General features: G+C 61.0%; 21 protein-coding genes. 11 read left to right on the forward strand and 10 right to left on the reverse strand.

Going from position 1 to position 19,014, the window contains the following annotated elements; translation table 11 throughout:
- Positions 1 to 145: 145 nt before the first annotated feature.
- A complete protein-coding gene (locus ACR0LL_RS13805) occupies positions 146 to 1,045 on the forward strand; it encodes a hypothetical protein (RefSeq protein WP_480587651.1) in 900 nt (299 codons plus the stop codon).
- Positions 1,046 to 1,133: 88 nt separating this feature from the next.
- Here the strand turns inward: ACR0LL_RS13805 and rpsO are convergent, their stop codons facing one another.
- From rpsO to rbfA, 6 genes are all read right to left on the reverse strand, one after another.
- Entirely contained in the window at positions 1,134 to 1,403 is a 270-nt protein-coding gene (gene rpsO / locus ACR0LL_RS13810) for a 30S ribosomal protein S15 (RefSeq protein WP_170329634.1), read from the reverse strand.
- A 144-nt stretch (positions 1,404 to 1,547) separates the two neighbouring features.
- Positions 1,548 to 2,582: a calcium-binding protein gene (locus tag ACR0LL_RS13815; protein ID WP_480587653.1), complete on the reverse strand. Its 1,035-nt coding sequence runs from the start codon at positions 2,580 to 2,582 to the stop codon at positions 1,548 to 1,550.
- Positions 2,583 to 2,677: 95 nt separating this feature from the next.
- Positions 2,678 to 3,181, reverse strand: a complete 504-nt coding sequence (locus ACR0LL_RS13820) for a DUF1643 domain-containing protein (protein ID WP_480587655.1) — start codon at positions 3,179 to 3,181, stop codon at positions 2,678 to 2,680.
- Positions 3,182 to 3,202: 21 nt separating this feature from the next.
- Entirely contained in the window at positions 3,203 to 4,108 is a 906-nt protein-coding gene (gene truB, locus ACR0LL_RS13825) for a tRNA pseudouridine(55) synthase TruB (protein WP_480587751.1), read from the reverse strand.
- Positions 4,109 to 4,162: 54 nt separating this feature from the next.
- The gene (locus ACR0LL_RS13830; RefSeq protein ID WP_480587658.1) at positions 4,163 to 4,906 is read right to left on the reverse strand and encodes a phosphodiester glycosidase family protein; all 744 of its coding nucleotides are present in this window, start codon (positions 4,904 to 4,906) and stop codon (positions 4,163 to 4,165) included.
- On the reverse strand, positions 4,903 to 5,298 hold the full coding sequence (gene rbfA / locus ACR0LL_RS13835; RefSeq protein ID WP_209505090.1) for a 30S ribosome-binding factor RbfA: 396 nt from the start codon (positions 5,296 to 5,298) through the stop codon (positions 4,903 to 4,905). The genes ACR0LL_RS13830 and rbfA overlap by 4 nt, the downstream gene beginning before the upstream one ends.
- A 91-nt stretch (positions 5,299 to 5,389) precedes the next feature.
- On the opposite strand from rbfA, the gene dapB reads away from it, so the two are divergent.
- Both dapB and ACR0LL_RS13845 read left to right on the forward strand, forming a co-directional pair.
- Positions 5,390 to 6,199: a 4-hydroxy-tetrahydrodipicolinate reductase gene (gene dapB / locus ACR0LL_RS13840; protein WP_480554405.1), complete on the forward strand. Its 810-nt coding sequence runs from the start codon at positions 5,390 to 5,392 to the stop codon at positions 6,197 to 6,199.
- Positions 6,200 to 6,238: 39 nt separating this feature from the next.
- A complete protein-coding gene (locus ACR0LL_RS13845) occupies positions 6,239 to 6,922 on the forward strand; it encodes a DUF2306 domain-containing protein (protein ID WP_480554406.1) in 684 nt (227 codons plus the stop codon).
- Here ACR0LL_RS13845 and ACR0LL_RS13850 read toward each other — a convergent pair.
- From ACR0LL_RS13850 to tmpA, 3 genes are read right to left on the reverse strand one after another with little or no spacing between them, the layout of a single operon-like run.
- Positions 6,909 to 7,577 (reverse strand): ureidoglycolate lyase, encoded by a 669-nt coding sequence (locus ACR0LL_RS13850; RefSeq protein WP_267363508.1) that lies wholly within the window; start codon positions 7,575 to 7,577, stop codon positions 6,909 to 6,911. The two genes, ACR0LL_RS13845 and ACR0LL_RS13850, sit on opposite strands and share 14 nt — an antisense overlap.
- Positions 7,574 to 8,164: a (R)-1-hydroxy-2-trimethylaminoethylphosphonate oxygenase gene (gene tmpB / locus ACR0LL_RS13855; protein WP_480560513.1), complete on the reverse strand. Its 591-nt coding sequence runs from the start codon at positions 8,162 to 8,164 to the stop codon at positions 7,574 to 7,576. Before tmpB ends, ACR0LL_RS13850 begins: the two co-directional genes overlap by 4 nt.
- Positions 8,161 to 9,297, reverse strand: coding sequence for a 2-trimethylaminoethylphosphonate dioxygenase (gene tmpA, locus ACR0LL_RS13860; protein WP_480587662.1), 1,137 nt, complete (start codon positions 9,295 to 9,297; stop codon positions 8,161 to 8,163). The genes tmpB and tmpA overlap by 4 nt, the downstream gene beginning before the upstream one ends.
- Before the next feature lie 99 nt (positions 9,298 to 9,396).
- Here tmpA and ACR0LL_RS13865 point away from each other — a divergent pair, with 99 nt between their 5' ends.
- The gene (locus ACR0LL_RS13865; RefSeq protein ID WP_480587664.1) at positions 9,397 to 10,251 is read left to right on the forward strand and encodes a LysR family transcriptional regulator; all 855 of its coding nucleotides are present in this window, start codon (positions 9,397 to 9,399) and stop codon (positions 10,249 to 10,251) included.
- A gap of 4 nt (positions 10,252 to 10,255) precedes the next feature.
- Here ACR0LL_RS13865 and ACR0LL_RS13870 read toward each other — a convergent pair whose 3' ends face one another.
- A complete protein-coding gene (locus ACR0LL_RS13870) occupies positions 10,256 to 10,438 on the reverse strand; it encodes a DUF1674 domain-containing protein (RefSeq protein ID WP_480587667.1) in 183 nt (60 codons plus the stop codon).
- 88 nt (positions 10,439 to 10,526) lie between these two features.
- Here ACR0LL_RS13870 and ACR0LL_RS13875 point away from each other — a divergent pair, with 88 nt between their 5' ends.
- From ACR0LL_RS13875 to ACR0LL_RS13905, 7 genes are all read left to right on the forward strand, one after another.
- Entirely contained in the window at positions 10,527 to 11,786 is a 1,260-nt protein-coding gene (locus ACR0LL_RS13875) for an RsmB/NOP family class I SAM-dependent RNA methyltransferase (RefSeq protein ID WP_480587670.1), read from the forward strand.
- An 89-nt stretch (positions 11,787 to 11,875) separates the two neighbouring features.
- Positions 11,876 to 13,615: a heparinase II/III family protein gene (locus ACR0LL_RS13880; RefSeq protein ID WP_480587672.1), complete on the forward strand. Its 1,740-nt coding sequence runs from the start codon at positions 11,876 to 11,878 to the stop codon at positions 13,613 to 13,615.
- Between the two features lie 22 nt (positions 13,616 to 13,637).
- Positions 13,638 to 15,227 (forward strand): bifunctional phosphoribosylaminoimidazolecarboxamide formyltransferase/IMP cyclohydrolase, encoded by a 1,590-nt coding sequence (purH, locus tag ACR0LL_RS13885; protein WP_480587674.1) that lies wholly within the window; start codon positions 13,638 to 13,640, stop codon positions 15,225 to 15,227.
- Positions 15,227 to 15,703 (forward strand): signal peptidase II, encoded by a 477-nt coding sequence (gene lspA, locus ACR0LL_RS13890; RefSeq protein WP_267363500.1) that lies wholly within the window; start codon positions 15,227 to 15,229, stop codon positions 15,701 to 15,703. The genes purH and lspA overlap by 1 nt, the downstream gene beginning before the upstream one ends.
- Positions 15,704 to 15,753: 50 nt before the next feature.
- A complete protein-coding gene (locus ACR0LL_RS13895; protein WP_480587677.1) occupies positions 15,754 to 16,269 on the forward strand; it encodes a DUF3035 domain-containing protein in 516 nt (171 codons plus the stop codon).
- A gap of 81 nt (positions 16,270 to 16,350) precedes the next feature.
- Positions 16,351 to 17,691: a M16 family metallopeptidase gene (locus ACR0LL_RS13900; protein ID WP_480587680.1), complete on the forward strand. Its 1,341-nt coding sequence runs from the start codon at positions 16,351 to 16,353 to the stop codon at positions 17,689 to 17,691.
- Positions 17,688 to 18,998 (forward strand): M16 family metallopeptidase, encoded by a 1,311-nt coding sequence (locus ACR0LL_RS13905; RefSeq protein WP_480587683.1) that lies wholly within the window; start codon positions 17,688 to 17,690, stop codon positions 18,996 to 18,998. Before ACR0LL_RS13900 ends, ACR0LL_RS13905 begins: the two co-directional genes overlap by 4 nt.
- Positions 18,999 to 19,014 lie beyond the last annotated feature (16 nt).

Consider the following 19,014-nt stretch of genomic DNA (forward strand, 5'->3'; position numbering starts at 1 on the left):
GCGTTCAGCTGCTGTCACGAAACTCCGCGCGCGCCCCGGCTGGCGGCGTCCGGATGTTCAAGTGTGATGTTCACCACAGAGAGAATTCAAAACTCGTCTATTGTGCAGGCTTATTGTGTCAAAGTTAATGAAAGTAGGTTTACCCATGAAGCTCCATTCCGCCTCTGGCATTTCATTCAACCCTGATGTGTTCGACGAGTCATTCATCGAGATGCTCGACAAGCTCCCCGAGGACGCGGTCGAGGACATCGACCTTGATGCAGGCCCGAAGATGCCGCTGATGACAGCCCCCGCCGCCGAACCAAGTGCGGCGGACGTGGCCGCGATCATGGAAAGCGCATGGCAAGAGCTTTATGCCTCGGAGGAAGGGGCCGATATCCGGGCGCTACCGGCCGACCAGCAGGCGCAGATCAAGGCGCGGTTCCTGTGCCCCGACCCGATACCCGAGACCGAAGCCGCCACGGTTCCTGTCGATGCCGCGCCGTTTTCGGTGCAGGAAACCGCGGACAGCCTGATCCTGATGCAGGGGGACACACCGCTTTTGGGGGCACCGCTGGGCACCAGCAGGAAAAAGCGCAAGAAGGCCGCGCTGAACACCTTTATCGGGGCTGCCGCCAAGGCCTTTGCCGATATCATCACGATGGCCATGGCGGCGCTGGGGGTTTATCAGGCGCTCGGAACCAAGACGGTCACGCGCGCCGGGGCCGGGATTGCCGTCAAATGCAGCGGCCCGATCAGCCGCCATGCCGGCGCAATCGCCAAGGCCGGAACGGCGGGCAGCGATCTGGCCATGATGAAGGCCATGCTGGGCGTCGCCAAGGCGTCTGTCGGGTTCACCAAACTTGCGGGCATCGTTCTGACCGACATGAGTGGCCTGGAAAAAGCCGCCGCGATTGCCACCTGCGTCGGCGGCATGACGCTGGCCGTCGCCTCGGTAAGCGGGTCTTTCTGGGTGTCGATGCTGGCGATGGTAACCGCAGTTGCGATGTTCGTGATCGACACCGCCTTGGCGGTCGATACCTACAAAAAGTGGCAGGCGATCTGACCCGGAATCAAAGACGCCCGCCAATTGGGCGGGCGTACAAATCTTACAGACCGGGGTTCAGAACCGGTACAAAACGTAACAAATACGTTTAGCGGCGGATGCCCAGCTTTTTGATCAGGTCCTGGTAACGCGCCTCTTCCTTGCCCTTCAGGTAGTCCAGCAGCTTACGGCGCTGAGCAACCATTTTCAGCAGACCACGACGACCGTGGTTGTCTTTCTTGTGGGTCTTGAAGTGCTCGGTCAGGGTGTTGATGCGCGAGGTCAGGATAGCAACCTGTACTTCAGGCGAACCGGTGTCGCCTTCTTTGGTTGCGAATTCTTGCATGACGCGTGCTTTTTCAGCGGCAGTGATCGACATCGGGGTCTCCTTTAAAAGGTTAGAGTTGATGGCGCAGGCCGGGATGTCGTCCAGCGCAGGCCCATGGAGAAAACCGCACCGATTCCGATGCGGATGGGCGCGTATAAGCGCATTTGACCCAAATGGCAAAGGGTTTCTGCGGGCTCAGACCATCTGCCCGTATTGTGCCAGCTGGGCTTCGGTGATCAACTGAATATCGGCCGCTGTCATCCCTTCGGCACCATATACCTGCGCAACTTCCTGACCATCGATGAAAACCCTTGTCAGGTTGGCGTTTTCGGCGTCGGCCTCAACCTCGATTGCCGGGTCGGTCTCATCCTCCCACGTCACCAGCAGCTTGTCTTCGCCGGGTTGAAACCCCATCACGGTCACCTGATCGTCGCCTGGGTTCAACACGATATCATCGGCCCCGTCTCCGCCCGTTACCACGTCTTTGCCGCCTGCCAGAATGGTATCGTCACCCGCACCGCCGTTCAGGAAATCCCTTTCGGCGGCCCCCTCTTCGATCCCGAAAACAAAGTCGTCTCCATCCCCGCCAAAGACGGTATCCTCACCTTCGCCCCCGTTCAGAACATCGTCCCCGAACCCGCCCTGCAACGCATCATCCCCTGCGCCACCGTCCAGCCTGTCGTCGCCCTGACCGCCAAACAGTTCGTCCTCACCCGCACCGCCATCCAGTGTGTCGTCACCAAAGTGACCGTAAAGGGCGTCATCCCCGTCATCTCCGAACAAGAGGTCGTCATCCGCCTCACCGTGCAGGATGTCATTTCCCTGCCCGCCCGATATCTCATCCGCGCCGTCGCCCCCGTGCAGAACGTCGTTGCCCTTGGCACCGCTTATCGTGTCGTCCCCGCCATAGCCGTTGATCTGATCGACACCGTCCTGCCCGGTAATCACGTCCGAACCATCGTCACCGGCAATCACGAGATCGCCTTCAAACTCCGAGATCACAGTCCCGGTGGAGGGTGCCTCGTCACTGTCCGGCGAAGGTTCGGTGTCGGTGCTTTCCGGATCTTCGACACCCTCGCCGATGACCAGAAACTCACCAGTATCAACCTCGGCTGATGGTTCACCTTCGGGGTTTTCATCCGGCGTGTCGTCCTCTTCGATCAGAAAATCGCTCATCGCGTAAGCAGCGCCGCCAATGGCGGCCAGTCCAAGCAATCCGGCCAGAAACATGGAACCCCTCCGAAAGCATGATGCTCCGAGGGTGGAATATCCCATATCGCCCGCCACCGGGTCAAAGGTAAACCTTTGAAATGGTTAACCCTTTGTCACCAGAGCTCAGGCTGCTGCGTATAGGCGATATAAAGCGGATGTTTGGGGTGGCCGTCCTTGGTCAGGCCCAGATGGAACAGCGATTGGCCGGTGCCGCGCAACAGGGTTTCCACCGCAAGGCCGCGCCCCAGATGCGCGCCATGCGTGCCCCAGGCCGCGATGACCTGATCGGCCCATTGCACACCGTCCAGAATGGCCGCGTCATTCTCAGGCCCGACCGGATCGGTGGCAGCCCGCATCTTGCGCGGGTCGGTGTCGCGCCACGCAAAGATGTTCGTGACCTGAAACGCGCCGAACCCAAGCGCGCGTGCGCGCCGTTCACAGCGTTCCACCGTCGGATCGTTCTGCACCTCGGTCGCGGTTGACGGGTTCAGCATTACAAACAGCGCCTTGCGACCTTCAGGGTCCCAGATGCGGGTCAGGCTATAGCGGTATTTCTCGCAATCGGAATAGATGGCGGTCGAGGGCGCGTCGCCCTTGGTATGGGAACGGGTGATCATGCCCTTCGCCTAACACGGCTCTCAGTCGACGAACACCCGGCTGGGGTGCAATTCACCGGATTTATAGATGCCAACGGCCACGGCCTTGCCGTCGAATGATGCCCAGGCCTCGTCGCCGTATTCAATGTCTGAGGCCAGCACCATGCCCGGATTGCCATTGCGTAGACGGGTTGCCCCCTCGGCGGTGCATTTCAGCTCGGGCAGGTCGGACAGGCCGGTTTCCAACGGGTGCAGATATTCGTCCAACGCGGCTGTTTTCGCCATTTCGTCGATCTGTTCGATGCTCAACCCGTCCTCGGCCTCGAACGGGCCGGACCAGATGCGGCGCAGTTCCTTGACGTGGCCGTGACAGCCCAGCGCCTCGCCCAGATCGCGGGCAATCGAACGGACATAGCCGCCTTTGCCGCAGGTCATCTCCAGCACCACATGGTCTTCGTCGGGGCGGTCGACAAGGATCAGTTCCTCGACCCAGAGGGGGCGGGCGGTCAGCTCCACATCTTCCCCATCGCGGGCCAGTTTATAGGCGCGTTGGCCGTCGATCTTAACCGCCGAGAATTTGGGCGGCACCTGCATGATGTCACCCAGAAACGGGGTCAGCGCCTGTTTGATATCGTCATCCGAGGGGCGCGCATCGCTTTGCGCGATCACTTCGCCCTCGGCATCGTCCGTGTTGGTGGCCTGCCCCAGGCGCACGGTAAAGGTATAGGCTTTCAATGCATCGGTGATATAGGGAACGGTCTTGGTCGCCTCGCCCAAGGCAATTGCCAGAACGCCGGTCGCCTCGGGATCCAGCGTGCCCGCATGGCCCGCCTTTTTGGCATCCATCGCCCAACGCACCTTGTTGACCACGGCGGTCGAGGTCATGCCCGCGGGCTTGTCCACCACCAGCCAGCCGGAAATGTCGCGACCCTTGCGTTTGCGTCCCATCATGCACCTTGAATCTTGCTAAGGCGCGCGAGTTAGCGGATCACTCTGCCGCTGTCAATTTGCGGGCGTTTCTTCGACCACGCCGACAATCGGCCCCAGCGAGAATCCCAGATCCGAGCGGTTGCTGGCCCGCTCATACATTCGCGAGATATTGCCGTCGAAAAACAGCGCGTTTGGTGTGCCAAGCACATCGCGGAACAGACGTCCGAACTCGTGGAAGGTGACATAATCTTCCGAGATCGCAAACACCGCCCGTGTACCATCGGAACTGGTGCCGACCCCATTTCGAACATAAAGCGAGGTCGAATCGGGCAGGAAACGCGGGTGCAGTTCTCCGTCGATCACAAGCATGGGGCCGGATTGGGTGGCAAAGCGGCAGGTGGGGGCCTGATCCACGTAATCAAGCGTTTCAAACACATCCGACCGGCCCTCACGGATGCAGAACACGCCATTGGGCAGCAACCCGAAATTGCCGGGGCCGGGGTTGGTGATCACACGCATCTGCTCCTGGCCGTCCTCGACATAATGGCCAACGGGTGAACGGTCGTCGTGATACATGCCAGCGTTCATTGCAAAAGCCAGCCGTTTGCCTTCCGGGGCCAGCACTTCGTTGACCGCCGAAAAATGCCCCAATACCTGACCGTCTTCACCGTTCAGAAAAAGCCTCAGGTCTTCATTGGCGGCATCGACGTTGCAAACCGTATAACGTTTGTCCTCATGGGTCAGCTTTTCACAAGTGACCGCGCCTGCCTGCGCGGCCCAAAGAAGCGTCGCCAATGTGACAAACGTGCGGATCACTCGTCCAGATCGCGGCGCACCGCGTCCTGTTCGAACATGCGGCGGGTGTCGTCCAGACGGTCGAACGTGTCATCCAGCCGAAAGCGCAGATCGGGCGCGAATTTCAGGCCGACTTTCTTGCCGACCATGCGCCGCAGCTCACCCTTGTTGCGGGCCAGAAGTTCGATCACGTCCTCCTGCCCTCTGCCGCCAAGGGGCAGCACATAGGCGGTGGCGATCTTCAGATCGGGCGAGGTACGCACCTCACCCACGGTGATCGACATGCGATTCAGGTCGGGGTCGTGGACATCTCCGCGCGCCAGAACTTCGGACAGGGTGCGGCGGATCAGTTCGCCGACACGCAGCTGCCGTTGGGACGGGCCGGGGCCATCGTGGAATTTGTTCTTTGCCATAATCCCGATCTAAGCGCAAAGCGGGGCTTTGCCAAGCGGGCGCGAACCGGGTAGGAGGCTTTGAGCCGACTTAACGAAAAGGACCAGCGCAATGACCCATATTCCGGGGATCGTCATCACAGGGGCTTCGGGCCGTATGGGACAGATGCTGATCAAGACCGTGACGGACAGCGATCAGGCGCGTCTGGTCGGCGTGGTCGAACGCAAGGACCATGACTGGATCGGTCAGGATGTGGGCACGGTCATGGGCGGGCAGGCACTGGGCGTCACCGTCACCGACGATCCGCTGGAAGCCTTTGCGCAGGCGCAGGCAGTGATCGACTTCACCGCGCCCGAGGCGACACTGGACTTCGCCGCGCTGGCCGCGCAGGCGCGCTGCGTGCATGTGATCGGCACCACCGGCATGTCCGACGAACAGATCGCAGCACTGGAACCCGCGTCGCGCCATGCGGTGATCGTACGAGCCGGAAACATGAGCCTTGGCGTCAACCTTCTGGTGCAATTGACCAAAAAGGTCGCAGCTGCGCTGGATGAGGATTTCGATATCGAGATCATCGAAGGTCACCACCATCACAAGGTAGATGCACCTTCGGGCACCGCCTTGATGCTGGGAGAGGCCGCAGCCGAAGGGCGTGGCGTTGAGTTGTCGGACGTGTCCGACCGGGGTCGGGACGGCATCACCGGTGCGCGCAAGCGTGGAGATATCGGTTTTCACGCTATTCGCGGCGGCGACATCGTGGGGGAACATGATGTCCTGTTCGCCGCCCCTGGAGAACGCATCGTCCTGCGCCATCTGGCCACCGACCGCGCCATCTTTGCCCGCGGCGCGTTGAAAGCGGCGCTGTGGGGGCAGGGCAAATCCCCCGGTCAATATGACATGGTGGATGTGCTTGGGCTGTAAGCCATAGACGGGCCGCTCGACGGCGTTACACTCGGGCGTATGCGGAACCTGACATCACGTGTGATGACCGGATTGGTGCTGGTCCTGTTCTATCTGACCCTGCTGCCCTTCGTCGCGCAGGGGTTTGACATGATCGGCGTCGGGCTGTCTGAGAGCGCGGCACAGAAAAGCTACTTGTTTGCCTATGACCAGAGTGTCGCTAATGCGGCGATGATGTTGCATATCCTTGCCGGAACGGTGTTGGTGGCTCTTGTGCCGCTGCAACTGCTGAAAGGGCTTCGGCTGAAATACAATCGGTTTCACCGCGGCTTGGGTGTGGCTCTGATTGCGTCGGCTTTGATCACCGGACTGGCAGGAATGACCTATATCCCCCTGCGGGGAACGATCGGTGGACCGATGATGTCTGCAGCGTTTTTCTTGTATGGGCTCTGCCTGTTCACTGCAGCTCTGATGGTGGCGCGCATGGCTATATTCGCGGATCGTGCTGGCCATTGGGCATGGGGTCTGCGGCTGTTCTGGCTGGCGCTGGGGTCGTGGCTCTACCGTGTGCATTATACGGTTTGGTATCTGTTGACCGGCGGGTTGGGGTCAGAGCCTGATTTCTCAGGCCCTTTCGATTTGGTTCAGAACTTCGCATTCTTCGTACCGTACCTGCTGGCTACGCAGATTTGGATCGCGCGTAGCCGATCTGCTCATCGGGGGGCTCTGATCACAAATCCCTGATCTTGTCGGCGCGCAGCGGGCAGGCGAGGTAGACGCCAAATTCCTGACCGATATCAGCGCTGACGCGGGCGTGCACCGCACCCTGCCGATCGAGGAACCGCTGGTTGTCTTCAACCGGGAATATCCCCTCGTGCCAGATACCGGGATGGATATACAGCCCGCGCGAACCGTCGCACCAGAACGCCACCACCTTTTCTGGTGTCAGGTTGTCGCCGGGCAACGCGGCAGGAATGATGAAGGGCTTATTGTCGAGCGGCCAGAACATCTGCCCGCCATCCGGGTGGTAGTTCATGTGCCACAGCAGCACCTGATCGCGGGGCGCTGTTTGGCGGCTTGTCTGTGCCTGCTGCGGATCGGTGGACCAGCCGAGGACATAGTGACCATTGACCGCTTCGTTCTCGCCGTAAAGCACGTCGCCCTTCCACTCACCACGAAAGGTACCTTCGACCCAGCCGCCTTCGTCGCCGGTGCCTTCGTCGATCGGCCGCCACCCCTGTTGTGGCCAGCGGGTGATCTCGATCTCGAACCCTTCGGGATCATCGACCAGACACCCATAGCCTTTGACCGAGGCGTCCGTCGCGCGGATCAGGGGAACCTCGTGCCAGGGCAGCGAGGGTTTGGTGCTGGCTTCAAAGATGTATTCCGGGGCGTTCATGCGGCCTCCATGTGCTTGTCGACCATACGCTGCACCATCGGCGCAAAATGTGCAAAGTCCGGGGTTTCCATATCCGCGCGTTTGCCGGCCTCATCCAGATAGCGGACCTGAATGATCTCTTTCAGGTTCGGGTTGGCTTCGAACGCGGCAACTTCTTCGGCGCTCATCGGACCACCTTGCAGTTCCAACGTGTGAACCGACGCCGCGGACAGGCGATTGAAATACTCGGGTTTGGTGGCACAAAGATACCGCTTGGCTGCCACGTGATAGCGGCAGCAATCGGTGATGACCGAGGGGAAGAACTGCTCCAGCACCTCGGCGCCCGCGTCCTCATGATGACGGTCTTCGGTGTCGTCGGGGTGGTAGGTGCCGAACTCGGATGTGAAATGGCCGATGTCGTGCAGCAAGGCGCCCACGATAATTTCCTCGGGCAACCCGTTCTGCTCGGCAATGGTTGCACCTTGCAGCATGTGCTGGGCCATGGTGACAGGCTCGCCCAGATATTCTTCACCGCCGCGGCGCGCAAAGATGTCGCCGATGAAGGCGACGATATTGTCCCGGTTCAGGGTCGAGAAATCAGGTTTCATTCCGCCGCCTCCGGTTGCGCCATCTCCATCGCCGCCAGTGTGGACAGCAACCCGTCCTTGTCGGCGTAACATCCCTGCAACCAGCGCGATCCGGCCCCGGAATAGCCAAGCCGCGCGTGCAGGACGCGGGTGTTGTCGACGATAAAGCTTTCCCCCGGTTCCAGTTTGAACGACACGCCCATCGCCGGATCGTCGATGATATCTCCCAGTTGGCGATAGGCGGCGTAATAAGCCTCCATCTTGTCAAACGGCACATCCACAAAGGGGGCGGAAGAGCGGTTGTTGAAGCGGATGCCGATCAACTCACCATCCGGCGACAACTCGATCATCGGGCGGCGCGACCGCAGGCAGACCCCGTCCGAGCCCTTGTACTCGAACCGCGCCGGATATCCAGCCAGCAGGGCAAAGCCTTCGCGGTTTGCGTCACGCAGTTTTTCGATGGCGCGGAAGCCGTCAACAACGATGGACTCCCCGCCTTCAGCCGAGTTTTCCAGACAATAGAGGATTTGCAAGGTCGGCACCGGGTCGCGATAGGGGTTGTCGGTATGCGCCTGAAGGCCAAGCCCGGTATAGGCAAGGTTTGTCGGGTTCACTTCGGTCCGCACCTCGAAATAGGGGCCATAATTGGTTTCGCGGACATAGCCGAACAGGTCAGCGACCTTCAGCAATGATTCAGGCTCGGTCGGGCCGCCGGTCAGCTTGGCAAAGCCGAACTCGGCCACAGCGGCCAGCCAATTGCGCTTGGCCGCCGGGCTGGCATGGACCTCGTTCCAATCGCCGCTGGGCGCGGCGATGCCACTTTCCCAGGTCGTGATGCCGGGGGCGATGCGACCCAGCGCAATGTCATGATCGCGGTCGTAGCTGTTTTCGGCCAACCAGTCCGCCGGGAAGGTGACGGTTTTGCCCTCAGGCTGGAACGTGACTTGCAGGTCGTCCGCGACCACTTCGGCTGAACTGACCGAGATGTCGGCAGGAATATCGCCGATGGTGATCAGGCGCTGACCGTTGCCCGGCGCTCGGGTATCAGCGTCCAGCGCGTTGTCGCGCAGCCAGATGGCGTGGAAACGGGCCTTGGCCCCGGTGTCGAACGCGACTGTAACAATCGAGGTGTCGTGGGTGGCGGTGCGCAGCATTGGGGGTCTCCTGTTCGGCGCGAGCTTTGGTTGAGCAGATACGCCGTTCGTGGCATTACGACAATTAATCCTTATTTCGGCTGAGGCTTGGAAAAACTAATGGCTACAAATAAGACCGGATTACCGCCGCTGGATTGGTTGCGCGTGTTCGAAGCCGCTGGGCGGCTTGGCGGGTTTTCGGCGGCTGCGAAAGAGTTCGGGTTGACGCAGGCCGCCGTCAGCCAAAGGATCGGCAATCTTGAAGCGTGGCTGGGCCGGTCCCTGTTTGTGCGCGAGGCGCGCGGCGTGTCACTGACGGTCGAAGGCGAAAGCTATCTGCCGCTGGTGCAGGACAGCCTGCTGGCGTTGGAACGCAACACTGAGGATCTGTTTGGAAAATCGCCACGCGAACTCAGGGTCGCCGGGTTGTCATCAAACATCCACGCCCTTGTTGTACCAGCCCTGCCTGTGTTCCGAAATCTGCGCCCCGAGGTGCGGGTGATGACCGACTCGGTTGCGCGCCGGTCGTCGCTGGATGAGGAACGCACCTGGCTGCAAATCCGCTATGGTCGCGGCGTGTGGGCCGGGCGCGACGCGGCGTTGATCGCGCATGAGGTGCTGGTGCCGATGGCCGCGCCGGGCGTTGAATGGGGTGCCCCCCTGATCGATCTGCGCGGCGAGCGTCCGGGCTGGCGCGAGTGGAACCGGAAATACGGGCACGGGGACGTCGCGCCATCACATGTCAGTTTCGATTCGATGGAACATGCTGTTTCGGCGGCAAGGCGCGGAATGGGGATTGTGCTGGGCTCGGTTCCGCTGGCGTCCGGTGATCTAAAGGATGGCCGGTTGCGCAGGTTAGAGCTGCCAGAGCTGCAGACCAAGGACGGATATTGGCTGACATGGCCCGAAGATCGGGTGCAGTCCAGAAAACAGCGCGCCCTGATCGATGATTTTCTTAAGGCGCTGCGCGGCTGAGGGCCTAGAAATCGATGGCGATGCCTTTCTTTTCCCAATCACCGTAACGGGCGGGGTCCAGCCCATCGCGCCCGCCCAGTTCCTTGGGCATTTCCTTGGCTTCGGCCCGGGCTTTTTGGCGGCGTTCTTCCGCTTCGGCCAGCGCGCGTTGGGCGGCGGGGGGCAGGTCTTTGCGGTCGTCACTCATGACATCGGGTTCCTTTCCGTGCATAGCCTTGATATACGCCCGCGTCCGCCAATGGCAATGCGGGCACAGGTCACATGAAGGCGGTACCATGACAAACAGCGCGACAGCAGCACGGCGCAGCGCAATCTATCTGTTGGATCAGGTTCTGGGCGAAGGCCGCCTGTTGTCTGAATGCCTCGCTGCGGGCGCTTTGGATCGGTTGGGGCCAGAGGATCGCGCGCGCGCCCAGCGGCTGGCCTCGGAAACCCTGCGCGGGCTGGAGCGCGCCGACCGTCTGCTGGACAACCACCTGAACCGAACACCCGCCCTGACCGTACACAACGCGCTGCGGCTGGGCGCGGTCGAACTGTGCAGCGGGGAAGCCGCGCATGGGGTGGTGAACTCCATGGTTGAAATCATCAGCCGCTCGCGCAAGCACGGGCGTCTGAAAGGCTTGGTGAATGCCGTTTTACGCAAGGTCGCGTCCGAGGGGCCCGAAGCATGGCCGAAAATGCGTGTCCCGCGCCTGCCGGAGTGGTTGCGAGACCCGCTGATCGCGGCGTGGGGTGCCGAAGCAGTTGCCGGAATGGAACAGGCGCATTTCGCGGGCGCACCACTGGACCTTACCCTGAAGCCGGGGGCGGAAAGCCCCCCGGGCGAAAAGCTGCCTACCGGGTCTGTGCGTATTCTGGGTGCGGGTCAGGTCTCGGCCTTGCCGGGATACAAGGCTGGGGATTGGTGGGTGCAGGACGCGGCAGCCGCGCTGCCGGTGCGTGTTCTGGCACCGAAGGCGGGCGAGAAGGTGTTGGACCTTTGCGCGGCACCGGGCGGTAAAACCATGCAACTGGCTGCGGCGGGCTCGGATGTGACGGCGCTGGATGTATCCGCGGCGCGCACAGAACGCGTGCGCGAAAACCTAGCGCGAACCGGATTGACGGCAGAAGTCATCGTGGGTGACGCGCTGGACCATCAGGGTCAGTACGACGCGATTTTGCTGGACGCGCCCTGCTCGGCCACGGGTACGATCCGCAGACATCCTGACTTGCCCTTTGCCAAGGATGGCTCGGAATTTGGCGGATTGATCGAATTGCAGGCGCAGATGCTGGCCCACGCATGGACGCTGCTGAAACCCGGTGGGCGGCTGGTCTATTGCACCTGTTCGCTTTTGCCGGATGAGGGCGAGGTTCAGATCGAAGACGCGCTGGGCATTTATCCGGACATGCGTGTTGATCGCGAGGCACTGAAGCTCTCCGGCATCGAAGACAACTGGATCACCGAGGAAGGCGGCCTGCGTCTACGGCCCGACTACTGGCCCGATCGCGGGGGTATGGACGGGTTCTATGTCGCCTGCCTGAACAAATCCGCCTGAGTGCACGCTTTTCGATGACTTGACGATCGGCGCGGTCTATCGTTGGGTCTCAAGCGCCAGCAGAGCGCAAGGGGCAGAGTAACACGCGCATGTCAAATTCGGACACCATGGCCAGTCGGTGGATGCGGTTGCAGAACCGTTTCTACGCGCGTCTCAGCCAACGGCAAAAGGCAGCTACGGGGTTTGTTGCGCAGCCCCAGCCGCGCACCGTTGGTTCGTTTGCGCGCGGGCGGCAGCTGGTTGCGGGGAATCTCTTGTTCGCCGGCTATTTGGTCGAGGCAGACGATACAGCGTTGTGGGATGTCATTGCCCCCAGCGCCGGCTTTGACGAGGAACGCCATGGTTTTGCATGGCTGGATGATCTGGCCGCCGTCGGTGATATGCGCGCACGGGAAAAAGCGCAGCGCTGGGTCTGGGGCTGGATCGAGGCGCATGGCCGCGGGCAGGGCCCCGGCTGGGTGCCTGACCTGACCGGGCGGCGAGTGATGCGCTGGATCAACCATGCACTCTTTCTGCTGCGCGGGGCAGATGAAAAGCAAAGCAAGCTGTTCTTTCGGTCTTTGGCGCAGCAAACATGGTTCCTGTCCAAACGCTGGCAGGCCGCGACACCCGGGTTGCCGCGTTTCGAGGCGCTGGCCGGTCTTGTGCAAGCCGGATTGGCGCTGGAGGGGTTGGAGCAGATGGCCGATCCGGCCCTGCGGGCTTTGGCTGGCGAGTGTGACCGGCAGGTGGACGCACAGGGCGGTATTCCAACACGCAACCCGGAAGAGCTGCTTGAAGTGTTCATGCTGCTCAGCTGGACGTCGGCGGCGCTCAGCGACCTTGGACGCGGCACACCCGTTGCGCAGGCCAAGGCGATCAAGCGGATCGCACCGACCTTGCGCAGTCTGCGCCATGCGGATGGCGCGCTGGCGCGGTTTCACGGTGGCGGGCGCGGGGTCGAAGGGCGGCTGGAACAGGCGCTTGCGCAAAGTGGCGTCAAGCACAAGGCGGCGACCGAACTGCCAATGGGCTATGCCCGCCTGTCCGCAGCGCGCACCACAGTGATCGTGGATGCCAGCGCGCCGCCGTCCGGAGCGGCTTCATTCAACGCGCACGCATCCACGCTGGCGTTCGAGCTGACCTCGGGGCGCCGCCCTTTGATCGTGAATTGTGGATCGGGGGCCAGTTTTGGGCTGGATTGGCGCCGTGCCGGGCGTGCGACGCCTTCTCACTCAACCCTGTGTCTGGACGGGTTCTCGAGCGCGCGGTTGGCCAACCCGTTGCCGGGCCGCGAAAGTCAGGCGCTGGTCGACGCGCCGCGGGACGTTCCGGTCGATTTTGAAGATGCGTTCGAAGGCATCCGTTTCATGGCCGGGCATGATGGGTATGTCAAAGTCTTCGGGCTGACCCACGCGCGCACATTCGAATTGCGTTTTGACGGGCGTGAGCTGACGGTCGAGGATATTCTGCTGACCGCAACCGACAAGGCCAAGCGTCAGTTCGACAGGGCGATGGACGCCTCGGGCCTCAAGGGCATTGGCTATGACATCCGTTTTCATCTGCATCCTGACGTTGATGCTGCGCTGGATCTGGGCGGGGCGGCAGTGTCGATGGCGCTCAAAAGCGGCGAGATCTGGGTTTTCCGCCATGATGGTGTGGGAAAATTATCTGTCGAACCAAGTGTTTACCTTGAAAAAGGCCGTTTAAAGCCACGCGCGACAAAACAGATCGTTCTATCTGGCCGCGCAATGGAGTATGCGACGCGCATCCGGTGGACGCTGAGCAAGGCGCAGGATACAGCCTATGCCGTGCGCGATACGCACCGGGACGAGCCCAAGTTTGACTGACGCCAAAAGGACCTTTGGACCCATGACCGACCTTCACCCCGTGCGCCGCGCGTTGCTTTCCGTTTCCGACAAGACCGGGCTGATCGAGCTGGGCAAGGCGCTGTCCGAGCGCGGGATCGAATTGCTGTCGACTGGCGGCACTGCCAAGGCGCTGCGCGATGCAGGGCTTGAGGTGCGCGATGTCAGCGAAATTACCGGGTTCCCCGAGATGATGGATGGCCGGGTCAAGACGCTGCACCCGATGGTGCATGGCGGGTTGCTTGCGCTGCGCGACAATGACACCCACGTCGCGGCGATGAAGGAACATGGCATCGGTGCCATCGACCTGCTGGTCGTAAATCTCTATCCGTTCGAGGCAACCGTCGCCAAGGGCGCGGGTTATGACGAATGTATCGAGAATATCGACATCGGTGGCCCGGCGATGATCCGCGCGGCCTCCAAAAACCATGCCTTCGTGAACGTGGTGGTGGATGTCGAGGATTATTCCTCCCTGCTGGATCAGCTGGAAGAAAACTACGGCAAGACATCCTATGGCTTCCGCCAGTGGCTGGCGCAAAAGGCCTATGCACGAACAGCGGCTTATGACGCCGCCGTGTCGAACTGGATGGCCGATGCGCTGCAACTGGACGCCCCAAAGCGCCGCGCATTTGCCGGTGAGTTGAAGCAGACCCTGCGGTATGGCGAAAACAGCCATCAGCAGGCAGCGTTCTATACGGACGGCACCAACCGCCCCGGCGTCGCCACCGCCGTTCAACATCAGGGCAAGGAACTGAGCTATAACAACATCAACGACACGGACGCGGCCTTTGAGCTGGTGGCCGAGTTTGATCCGGCGAAAGGCGCGGCTTGCGCCATCATCAAGCACGCCAACCCTTGCGGTGTAGCCACAGGTGCAACCCTTCTTGAGACGTACAAGGCGGCATTTGACTGCGACCGCACCTCGGCCTTTGGCGGCATTGTTGCGCTGAACCAGCCGCTGGATGCAGAAACAGCACAAGAGATTACCGGCATCTTCACCGAGGTTGTAATCGCCCCCGGTGCCTCGGACGAGGCCAAGGCGATTTTTGCCGCCAAGAAAAACCTGCGCCTGCTGACGACCGAGGCGCTGCCGGATGTAACCGAAGGTGGCAAAACCGTCCGTCAGGTGGCTGGTGGGCTGTTGGTGCAGGATAAGGATAACGGGTTTATCGGCATGGACGACCTCAAGGTCGTGACCAAGAAAGCCCCGACCGACGCGCAGATGCGTGACCTGCTGTTCGCGTGGAAAGTGGCCAAGCACGTCAAATCCAACGCCATCGTCTACGTCAAGGATGGCGCAACCGTGGGTGTTGGCGCGGGGCAGATGAGCCGAGTGGATTCGGCCCTGATCGCGGCCAAGAAAGCCGAACGTATGGCCGAAACGCTGGGCTTGCCGCAACCGCTGACCATCGGTTCCGCCGTGGCATCGGATGCGTTTTTCCCCTTCCCCGACGGGTTGATGGAAGCCGCCGAAGCGGGCGCGACCTGCGTCATTCAGCCGGGCGGGTCCATGCGCGACGATGAAGTGATCGCCGCAGCCGATGAGGCTGGTCTGGCGATGGTCTTCACCGGCATGCGTCATTTCCGTCACTGATGCGGTCACGCCTGCTTCTCTGGGCGGCCTTGGCCGCCTTCGCGATCGACCAGATCAGCAAATATCTGGTCGTTCACGTCCTGCGCGTGGCTGAACGGCCCGACGGTATCGATGTTCTGCCACCGCTGCTGGTGTTCAAATACGGCGAGAATCGGGGCATCAATTTCGGCCTGTTTCAGGGCGACTCTGAGGCTGCGCGCTGGTTTTTGATCGGTGTGTCCGTGGTGATCTGCATCGGTGTTCTTGTCTGGCTTGGTCGTTCGACGCGTTCGAAATTCATGTTGTTCTGTGGCGGCCTGCTGATCGGCGGAGCGCTTGGGAATGTGGTCGACCGGCTTCTTTATGGGTTTGTTCTGGATTTCCTGAACATGTCCTGCTGTGGCATCAACAACCCGTTTGTGTTCAACTTGGCGGATGTGTTCATATTCGCCGGAGCGCTGGGGCTGGTTTTGTTTGACGGCAAAAAGCCCTCGTGACGCGCGGAATGATATGCGATAAAAGCGCCTGAAACAGGCTGGAGACACCAATGCGGATGCCGCGCGCCATATTTGTTCTGACAGTTGTCGCTGCGGTTGCGGCATGTTCGAATCCCGGACTGCGGGATCTGGCGCCTCCCGGACAGGGTCCGGATGAGTTTTCGGTATTGCCGGTCAAGCCGCTGACCCAGCCTCAGGATTACGCGTTCCTGCCGGCACCGACGCCGGGTGGTGGAAATCTGACAGACCCGACCCCTCAGGCCGATGCGGTGATCGCGCTGGGCGGTAATGCCGCCGCCCTGAACCCCAATGCCGGTGTGCCGTCGTCGGATGCAGCGCTTGTGACAGCGTCCAGCCGTTATGGCGTGCCAGCCGATGCACGGCAAGTGGTCGAAGCCGAGGATGCCGCGTTCCGCAAACGCCGGGGCCGCTGGACCGGTCTGCGCCTGTTCCCCGTCGACCGCTATAATCAGGTCTACGAACGCCAGTCGATTGATCCGTATTCGGAAACCGATGCCGCCCGCCGGGCCGGGGTCGAAACCCCGACCTCGCCCCCGAATGAATAATTCTTAACTTTCCGTCATCGGGCTTGAACCCGGGCCGCACCACCGTAGTTTGAATGACAGAAACGAAACGGAGGATGCCCCATGGTTCGGGCCCTTGCCTTGTCGGCTGCCCTGATCGCCACCACCCCGGCTTTTGCCGGGGGCGGGAAAGAAGCGGTCACCACATTCACTTTGGACAACGGCATGGATGTCGTCGTGGTCGAAGATCACCGCGCGCCTGTCGTGCAGCACATGGTCTGGTACCGCGCCGGATCTGCGGATGAGCCGATCGGATCGTCGGGTGTCGCGCATTTTCTTGAACACCTGCTGTTCAAGGGCACAGATACTTTGGCGCCAGGTGAATTCTCGGCCACCGTCGCGGCCAATGGCGGCAACGATAACGCGTTCACCTCGTATGATTACACTGCCTATTTCCAGCGCGTCGCCGCCGACCGGCTTGAGTTGATGATGCGCATGGAATCGGACCGTATGCGGAACATACGCCTGAGCGATGAGGATATCGTGACCGAGCGCGATGTGATCCTTGAGGAACGCAACCAGCGCACCGAAAACAACCCGCGCGCCCTGTTCGGCGAACAGATGAGCGCGGCACAATACCTCAATCACCGTTATGGCGTGCCGATCATCGGCTGGAAGCACGAGATGGAAGAACTGGAACTGGAAGACGCGTTGTCTTTCTACCAGAGCCACTATGCGCCCAATAACGCTATTCTGGTTGTCACCGGAGACGTTGACCCCGCCGAGGTCCGCACTCTGGCCGATCAGTATTACGGTGTGATCCCGGCCAATGCGGATTTGCCGGAACGGGTCCGGTCGCAGGAGCCCCCGCAAACCGCCGAACGCCGTCTGACTTTCAAGGACCCTCGCGTGGCGCAGCCCTATGTCCAGCGCAGTTACCTGGCGCCCGAACGCGATCCGGGCGATCAGGAAAAGGCAGCAGCCCTGTTTCTGTTGGCGGAACTGCTGGGGGGCAGCACGACCTCTTACCTGAACGAAAAGCTGCAATTCGATCAGAAAATGGCTGTTTATACCGGGGCGTTCTATCGTGACGTCTCGCTGGATGACACAACATTCGACCTGCTGGTGGTTCCCGCCGAAGGGGTTTCCCTGCAAGAGGCCGAAGATGCCATGGACCAGGCCGTGGCCGATTTCATTGCCGAAGGTGTCGACGAGGACGATCTGAACCGCATCAAGATGCAGTTGCGGGCTGCGCAGACCTATGCGCGCGACAATGTGGACGGGATCGGCAACCGCTATGGGCGCGCCCTGACCAGCGGCCTGACAATACAGGACGTGCAGGCATGGCCTGATATTCTTCAGGCTGTGACCGGCGACGAAATCATCGCCGCCGCCCGCGACGTTCTGCAACCCGAGGCCTCGGTCACCGGCTGGCTGATGCGCGATGATGAGGTGACGCAATGAAACGGTTTCTCGCAACGCTGATTGCCTGTCTGGTTGCTCTTCCTGCCTTGGCCGAGATCGAGATTGAAGAAGTGACCTCGCCCGGCGGGATCACCGCATGGCTGGTCGAGGATCACTCGATCCCTTTCACCGCGCTCGAGCTGCGCTTTCGTGGCGGTACGTCGCTGGACGACCCGGACAAGCGTGGCGCCGTCTATCTGATGAGCGGGCTGATCGAGGAAGGGTCCGGCGAAATGGACGCGCGGACCTATGCGCGCGAGCTTGAGGCGCTGGCCGCATCGTTCCGCTATAACGCCGGTGACGACACGGTTTCGATTTCTGCACGTTTTCTGACCGAAAACCGGGATGAGGTTGCCGACCTGCTGCGTGAGACGATTCACGAACCGCGCTTTGATCAGGACGCGGTTGACCGTGTGCGCGCGCAAATCCTGTCCGGGCTGCGATCAGATCAATCCGACCCGAACGAGATTGCAGGCCGCAGCTTTGCCCAGATGGCCTATGGCGATCACCCTTATGGTTCCGAAGGCAAGGGCACGATCGAAAGCGTCTCGGCGCTGACACGGGATGATGTGGTAGCGGCGTATGAAAGCGTTTTTGCCAAGGATCGACTTTATGTGGGGGCCGTCGGCGATATCACGGCCGAAGAACTGGGCGCATTGCTTGACACATTGCTCGCCGACCTGCCGGAAACGGGCAAGCCCATCCCGGGCAAGGCCAACGTGACCATCCCCGGCGGGATCAGTGTTGTCGAGTTTGACACCCCGCAATCCGTGGCGCTGTTTGGCCATGCCGGAATAGATCGGGACGATCCTGATTTCTTTGCCGCCTATATCCTGAACCACATCCTTGGCGGTGGCGGGTTCGAAAGCCGTCTAATGCAGGAGGTGCGTGAAAAGCGTGGCCTGACCTATGGGGTTGGAACCTATCTTGTGCCCAAGGATCTGGCCTCGGTTTACCTGGGGTCGGTGTCATCGGCCAATGACCGCATTGCCGAGGCGATAGAGGTTATTCGCAACGAATGGGCGCATGCTGCCACCGAAGGGGTGACGCAGAAGGAACTGGACGATGCCAAGACCTATCTGACTGGCGCTTATCCGCTGCGCTTTGATGGCAACGGGCAGATTGCAGGGATCATGGTGGGGATGCAGATGGAAGGATTGCCCATCGATTATATCGCCACCCGCAATGACAAGGTGAACGCGGTCACACTGGAAGACGTGAACCGCGTTGCATCCGAACTGTTGGACCCGGACGGCCTGCATTTCACTGTCGTTGGAAAGCCGGTTGGGCTGGAAACTACCAACTGAACTGCAAGGGGTGAGT

The sequence above is a fragment of the Ruegeria sp. AI2 genome (assembly GCF_056541275.1).